General features: G+C 73.0%; 5 protein-coding genes. All 5 read left to right on the top strand.

The window, feature by feature from the left end:
- Nucleotides 1-15: 15 nt before the first annotated feature.
- The 5 genes from ACFV0Q_RS36350 to ACFV0Q_RS36330 all read left to right on the top strand — a co-directional run bounded on the left by ACFV0Q_RS36350 (nucleotide 16) and on the right by ACFV0Q_RS36330 (nucleotide 6525).
- On the top strand, nucleotides 16-438 hold the full coding sequence (locus ACFV0Q_RS36350) for a GntR family transcriptional regulator (RefSeq protein WP_385011512.1): 423 nt from the start codon (nucleotides 16-18) through the stop codon (nucleotides 436-438).
- The gene (locus tag ACFV0Q_RS36345; protein WP_385011510.1) at nucleotides 435-1367 is read left to right on the top strand and encodes an ABC transporter ATP-binding protein; all 933 of its coding nucleotides are present in this window, start codon (nucleotides 435-437) and stop codon (nucleotides 1365-1367) included. The genes ACFV0Q_RS36350 and ACFV0Q_RS36345 overlap by 4 nt, the downstream gene beginning before the upstream one ends.
- A complete protein-coding gene (locus ACFV0Q_RS36340; protein ID WP_385011508.1) occupies nucleotides 1364-2317 on the top strand; it encodes a transporter in 954 nt (317 codons plus the stop codon). Before ACFV0Q_RS36345 ends, ACFV0Q_RS36340 begins: the two co-directional genes overlap by 4 nt.
- A gap of 55 nt (nucleotides 2318-2372) precedes the next feature.
- Complete coding sequence (locus ACFV0Q_RS36335; protein WP_385011506.1) at nucleotides 2373-3149, top strand: class I SAM-dependent DNA methyltransferase; 777 nt, start codon at nucleotides 2373-2375, stop codon at nucleotides 3147-3149.
- A gap of 145 nt (nucleotides 3150-3294) precedes the next feature.
- Nucleotides 3295-6525 carry a TIM-barrel domain-containing protein gene (locus ACFV0Q_RS36330; RefSeq protein WP_385011504.1) on the top strand — a complete coding sequence of 1077 codons (3231 nt, stop codon included), beginning with the start codon at nucleotides 3295-3297 and terminating at the stop codon, nucleotides 6523-6525.
- Nucleotides 6526-6643 lie beyond the last annotated feature (118 nt).

Raw genomic sequence — 6643 nt, 5'->3', positions numbered from 1 at the left:
AAGGGTGGTTGACGAGTGGTCGAGTACCGCATCGACCGGCGCTCCGGCGTCGCCACCTATGTGCAGATCGTCCAGCAGACCAAACAGGCCCTGCGCCTGGGCCTGTTGGAGCCGGGCGACAAGCTGCCCACGGCCCGCGAGGTCGTCGAGGCAACCGCCATCAACCCCAACACCGTCCTCAAGGCGTACCGGGAGCTGGAGCGCGAGGGGCTCGTCGAACCGCGCCCCGGCGCGGGGACCTTCGTACGGCGGTCCCTGTCGCACCCCGAGGCGGCGGCGGACTCCCCGCTGCGCACCGCCCTGGCCGCCTGGATGAGCCGGGCCCGCGAGGCGGGCCTCGAGCGGGAGGACATCACGGCGCTCATCGCGGCCGCCGTGGACGAAAGCTTCAGCAACTCCGGGCCCCGGCCCGGACCGTCGAGAGAGGACACGGCGTGAGCGATCCGACCCACGCGCCGGCACTACGGGCAACGCGGCTCGGACGGCACTACGGGGGCCACCCGGCCCTGCACGCGTGCGACATCGAGCTGCCCGCCGGGCACGTCACCGCCCTGGTCGGCCCCAACGGCGCGGGCAAGAGCACCCTGCTCCAGCTCGCGGCGGGCCTGTTGCGCCCGAGCGGCGGCCAGATACGGGTCCTCGGCAGCGCCCCCGGCACGGACGACGCCCGTCGCCGCACGGCCCACCTCGCCCAGGAGAGGCCGCTGCACGCCCGGTTCACCGTCGCCGACACCCTGCGCCTCGGCCGGATGCTGAACCCCGGCCACTGGGACGAGGCCGTCGCCGAACGCCTCGTACGCTCGGGCGACATCCCCTTCCACGCCCGGGTCGGCTCCCTCTCCGGCGGCAACCGCACCCGGGTCGCCCTCGCCCTGGTCCTCGGCAAGCGCGCCGACCTGCTCCTGCTGGACGAGCCCCTCGCCGACCTCGACCCGCCGGCCCGGCACGAGGTCATGTCCCTCCTCATGGCCGAGGCCGCCGAACGCGGTGCGAGCATCGTGATGTCCTCGCACGTCCTGGCCGAACTGGACGAGGTCTGCGACCACGTGCTGCTCCTCCAGCGCGGCGCCGTCCGGCTGGCCGGGGACATCCAGGACCTCTGCGACGCGCACACCTGGCTCACCGGCCGCGCCGATCCGATGGAGCGCGACGGACTGCCCCGCGCCTTCGACCGGAGCACCGTCGTACACGCCGCCGTCGCCGGCCGTCAGGTCACCGCCCTCGTCCGTACGGCTCCCGGCGCCCCGCTGCCCACGGGCACCGACGCGCGCTGGGTCGCCGAAACCCCCTCCCTGGAAACCCTGTTGCTCGCACACCTCCGCACTCCCACGACCACCGCCCCCACCCCCGCGGAGGCCGCCGCGTGAAGGGCATGATGTGGCTGGCCTGGCGCCAGCAGCGGCTGACGATCCTGATCGGCACCGCCGTCCTGGCGGTCTGCGCGGGCTGGGTGGTGTACCGGCGCTCCGAGATGGTCTCGCTGATCGACGCCACCGGCTGGGTGCCCTGCCCGGGCTGGAACGGCGGCTGCGAGAGCCTCGACACCTTCCGGATCATGGACGGCAACACCACCGGCATCCGCGTCCTCGGCACCCTCGGCCTCGCGCTCCCCGCCCTCATCGGGGTGTTCTGGGGCGCCCCGCTGATCGGCCGGGAGCTGGAGACCGGCACGTTCAAGCTGGCCCTCACCCAGGGCGTCGGCCTGCGCCGCTGGTTCGCCGCCCGCTTCGGTCTCGCGGCGCTCTGCACGCTGCTCGCCTCGGCCGTCGTCGCGGCCCTCGTCGCCTGGTGGTGGGCGCCCATCGCCAATACCCTCGACGGCCCGTACTGGCACGACCCGTCCCTCTACAACGCGACCGGCCCGGCCGCCCCGGCCTGCGCCCTCTTCGCGCTGACCGTCGGCACCCTCGCCGGACTGCTGGTGCGCCGGGTGGTGCCGGCGATGGCCGCCGCCTTCGTCGCGATCGGCACCGCCATGGCGTTCGTGACCTTCTTCCGCCGTAGCTGGATCGATCCCGAGACCCGGATCACCCCCGGCATGACGCCCAAGCGGCCCGTCGGCAGCGCCTGGTCCACGGGGGAGTTCGGCTACCTGACGCCCGACGGGCGCGAGCACTCCATCTGGAACGTCTGCCAGACCTCGGGGGAGGAACTCCGGCGGTGCATGGCCGAGCACGACTTCGTCGCCCGGTACCACAAGGTCTATCCGAGCAGCGATTTCTGGACGTTCCAGTGGATCGACACGGCCCTCTACGCGGGCGGTGCCGCCCTGCTCCTCGCCGTCACCTTCTCCGTGCTGCGCCGCCGCACCGCCTGACCACGCGCACGTACGTCACCGCCGCCCGCCCGTCCGGAACCCAGGGGGACCCCTCATGGCCACCAAGAAGAACCTCACCGCCGACCGCGCCAGCGTCGGCCACAAGGTCCGTTACGCGCTGAGCAACCCGGCCCGCATCGCCCCGTACGTCAAGCGCGCCGCGCGCGACAGCTGGCTGCGCCTCAAGCACCCCGACCACGTGGACTACTACCGCGCCGTCATGGCCTCCGACACCAGCCGCAACCCGGAGGCCGCGGTCGGCAGCCAGACCCACGAGCGCTGGCTGGCCCTCGGGAAGATGCAGTTCGACTACCTCCTGGGGCACGGCCTCACCCCGGACCGGCGGATGCTCGACATCGGCTGCGGCAACCTGCGCGCGGGCTGGCGCTTCATCGACCACCTGGAGGCGGGCCACTACTACGGCATAGACATCTCGCCCGACATCCTCATCGCCGCGAAGCGCACCCTCGCCGAGCGCGGACTCCAGGACAAGCTCCCGCACCTCACCCTCACCCAGAACCTGACCTTCGACTTCCTGCCCGACGGGCACTTCGACGTGGTGCACGCGCACAGCGTGTTCTCCCACTCGCCGATATCGGTCATCGACGAGTGCCTCGCCCACGTCGGGCGCGTCCTCGCGCCCGGCGGCCGGTTCGACTTCACCTTCGACCGCACCGAGGGCACCGAACACCAGGTCCTGCGGGAGGACTTCTACTACCGGACGCAGACCCTCGTCGACCTGGCCGCCCGGCACGGGCTGAAGGCCCGCTTCATGGACGACTGGGAGACGCTCGGCCACGGCCAGTCCAAGATCCGCGTCACGGCCGCCTGACTTTCCGTCCCCCACGTGCTCAAAAGTGCGTGGGGGACGACGATTTCGAGCAGCTTCCTTCAAAAAGGCCACCCGGGTCCGCTATCTTGCCGGGAGCATGCCAAAGCGGTGTGTCCGTTTCCCGGACCGCACGAGGAGCTGCCCGATGAATTTCATCGACCCACCCCCCTGGCGCCGCCGCCTCCGCGCCCGCCCACCCCGCCGGACCCCGCTCGCGGCGTTGCTCGCCGCCGCCCTCGCGGTCGCCGGACTCGCCGCCGCCGGTCCCGCCACCGCCCGCGCCGCGACCGGCGCCGGGGTGGCCAAAGCCGCCGCCCGGGCGTCCACGGCCGGCACGGTCACCGGCCTCTCCCAGGCGGGCGGCACCTTCACCATCAGCACCTCCAGCGGAGCCAAGGCCCGCGTGGTCGTCGCCCGCGCCGACATCTTCCGGCTCTGGCTGTCCCCGGACGGCTCCTTCTCCGACGACCCGGCCGGCTCCGACCTCGCCCCCACCACCGACTTCGGCCCGGTCGCGGCGGCCTCCACGGACGCGGGTGCGTACCACCGGATCACCACCGGCGGCCTCTCCATCCGGGTCTACAAAACGCCCCTGCGCTTCGCCGTCTACCGTGCCGACGACTCCACCCTCGTCTGGGAGGAGACCCAGCCGACCACCTGGGGCGGCGGCCACACCACCCAGTACCTGGCCCGCGGCGCCGACGAGCAGTTCTACGGCACCGGCCTGCGCCTCGGCGAATGGGCCCTGCGCGGCAAGACCGTCCCGGTGGCCGTCGACAACAAGTGGCGCGAGAACGACAACGCCAGTCCCGCCCCCTTCTACATGTCCACCAACCAGTACGGCGTCATGCGCAACACCTGGGCCCCCGGCTCGTACGCCTTCAACGCCCCCACCGCCCTCACCCACGACGAGAACCGCTTCGACGCCTGGTACTTCACCGGCGACTCCCTCAAAACGGTCCTCGACGCGTACACCGACGTCAGCGGCAAACCCTTCATGGCGCCGTCCTGGGGCTTCGAACTCGGCAACGCCGACTGTTTCAACGCCTCGAACCCGGACTACCAGGGCGACCACAACCGCCTGCGCCACCAGACCACCCCCGACGTCGCCGGATACGCCGCCGACGCCCGCGCCGCCGACATGCCCTCGGGCTGGTTCCTGCCCAACGACGGGTACGGCTGCGGCTACACCGCGCCCCTGAAGTCCACCGTCGACGCCCTGAAGGCCAAGGGCTTCCAGACCGGCCTGTGGACCTCCACCGGCCTCGGCTCGATCGCCGACGAGGTGGGCACGGCGGGCTCCCGGGGCGTCAAGACCGACGTCGCCTGGATCGGCGGCGGCTACAAGTACGCCTTCAACGGCGTCCAGCAGGCCGTCGACGGCATCGAGAAGAACTCCGACGCCCGCCGCTACGTCTGGACCGTCGACGGCTGGGCCGGCACCCAGCGCAACGCAGTCGTCTGGACCGGCGACACCAACGGCACCTGGGACGACATGCGCTGGCACGTCCCCGCCATCGCCGGCGCGGGCCTGTCCGGCCTCAACTACGCCTCCGGCGATGTCGACGGCATCTTCGGCGGCAGCCCCAAGACGTACGTCCGCGACCTCCAGTGGAAGGCCTTCACCCCGGCCTTCATGACCATGTCGGGCTGGGGCGCCACCAACCCGTCGGCCGGCTACCAGGACAAGCAGCCCTGGCGCTTCGCCGAGCCGTACCAGTCCATCAACCGCACGTACCTCCAGCTCAAGATGCGGCTGATGCCCTACCTGTACACGATGAGCCGCGTCGCCCACGAGACCGGCGTCCCCAGCACCCGCGCCATGGTCCTGGAGTACCCCGACGACCCGGTGGCCCGCGGGAACCTCACCAGCGGCCAGTTCATGGCCGGGGACTCCTTCCTCGTCGCCCCGGTCGTCTCCGACACCGCCGTCCGCGACGGCATCTACCTGCCCGCCGGGACCTGGACGGACTACTGGACCGGCCGGACGTACGCCGGTCCGGGCTGGCTGAACAACTACCAGGCCCCCCTCGACAGGCTCCCGCTCTTCGTCAAGGGCGGCGCCGTCGTCCCGATGTGGCCGCAGATGAACTACACGGGCGAGAAGCCCGTCTCCACCCTCACCTACGACATCCACCCGCGCGGAAGCTCCACCTTCAGCCTCTACGAGGACGACGGCCGCACCCGCGCCTACCAGTCCGGCGCCTACGCCCGCCAGCGCGTGGACGTCACCGCCCCGGCCGCCGGCTCCGGCACGGTCACCGTCTCCGTCGGCGCCCCCACCGGCAGCTACACCGGACAACAGGCCTCCCGCGGCTACGAGTTCACCCTCCACGTGGCCTCCGCCCCGACCGCGCTCACCGTGGACGCCGCCGCCCTGCCCCGCCTCACCTCGAAGAGCGCCTACGACTCCGCCGCCACCGGCTGGTTCCACGACCCCGCCGACCGCTCCGGCGTCCTGTGGGTCAAGACGGGTACGAAGACAGGCGCGTTCACCGTCACCGCCACCGGCACCGCCGTCCCCGCGGCCGAGCCCGTCCCCGCGACCTCGGCGCCCATCCCGCAGACGGCATGGAGCCTGGTCTCCGCCGACAGCCAGGAGACGGCCGCCGAGAACGGCGCGGCGCGCAACGCCTTCGACGGGAACCCGTCCACGCTCTGGCACACCGCCTGGTCCTCCGGCACCCCGGCGGCCCTTCCGCACGAGATCCGCATCGACCTCGGCGCCCGCTACACCGTCGACTCCCTTGGCTACCTCCCCCGCCAGGACGGCGGGGTCAACGGCCGGATCGGCGGATACGAGGTCTCCGTCTCCGACACCACCACCGACTGGGGCACCCCGGCCGCCACCGGCACCCTCGCCGACACCGCGGCGGCCAAGACCGTCTCCCTCGCCCCCAGAACGGGCCGCTACCTGCGCCTGCGGGCCCTGACCGAAGCCGGCGGACGCGGCCCCTGGACCAGCGCCGCCGAACTGACCCTCACCGGCCGGCCGGCGCCGTTCCCCGCCGACGCCACGCTCGTCAACTCCGCGTCCGCGAGCTGCCTGGACCTTCCGCACAGCGCGACCGCCCCCGGCACGCGGCCCACCCTGTACTCCTGCCACGGCGGCCCGAACCAGCGCTGGACGCTCCAGTCCGACGGCCGCCTCACCGGCCTCGCCGGGGTCTGCCTCGACGGCACCGACCCCGCCGCGGTCACCGTCCAGGCCTGCTCCGGCAGCCCCGGCCAGACCTGGCAGCCCGGCCCCGACGGCAGTCTCCGTACGGCCGGACAGTGCCTCACCCCGGCCGGCTCCGGCACCGCCAACGGCACCCCGCTCACCCGCACCGCCTGCGTCGGCACCCCCGTCCAGCGCTGGACGCTCACCCCCTGACCCGGGCCGGGGCGGGCCCCCCCCCCCACGGGGGGCCGCCCCCCCCCCGCCGCCCCCCCCCCCGCCCCCCCCCGGCCCCCCCCGCCCCCCCCCCCCCAGGCCGGGGCATAAAAACAAA

The sequence above is a fragment of the Streptomyces sp. NPDC059564 genome (assembly GCF_042735575.1).
GTDB lineage: Bacteria > Actinomycetota > Actinomycetes > Streptomycetales > Streptomycetaceae > Streptomyces.
Note: the sequence above shows the minus strand (reverse complement) of the source record. Positions and strands in the feature narration are given on the sequence as shown.

Bases quoted from the DNA above. Each gene is read 5' to 3' on its own strand.
- ACFV0Q_RS36335 (WP_385011506.1), top strand. From the start codon at position 2,373: ATGGCCACCAAGAAGAACCTCACCGCCGACCGCGCCAGCGTCGGCCAC.
- ACFV0Q_RS36330 (WP_385011504.1), top strand. From the start codon at position 3,295: ATGAATTTCATCGACCCACCCCCCTGGCGCCGCCGCCTCCGCGCCCGC.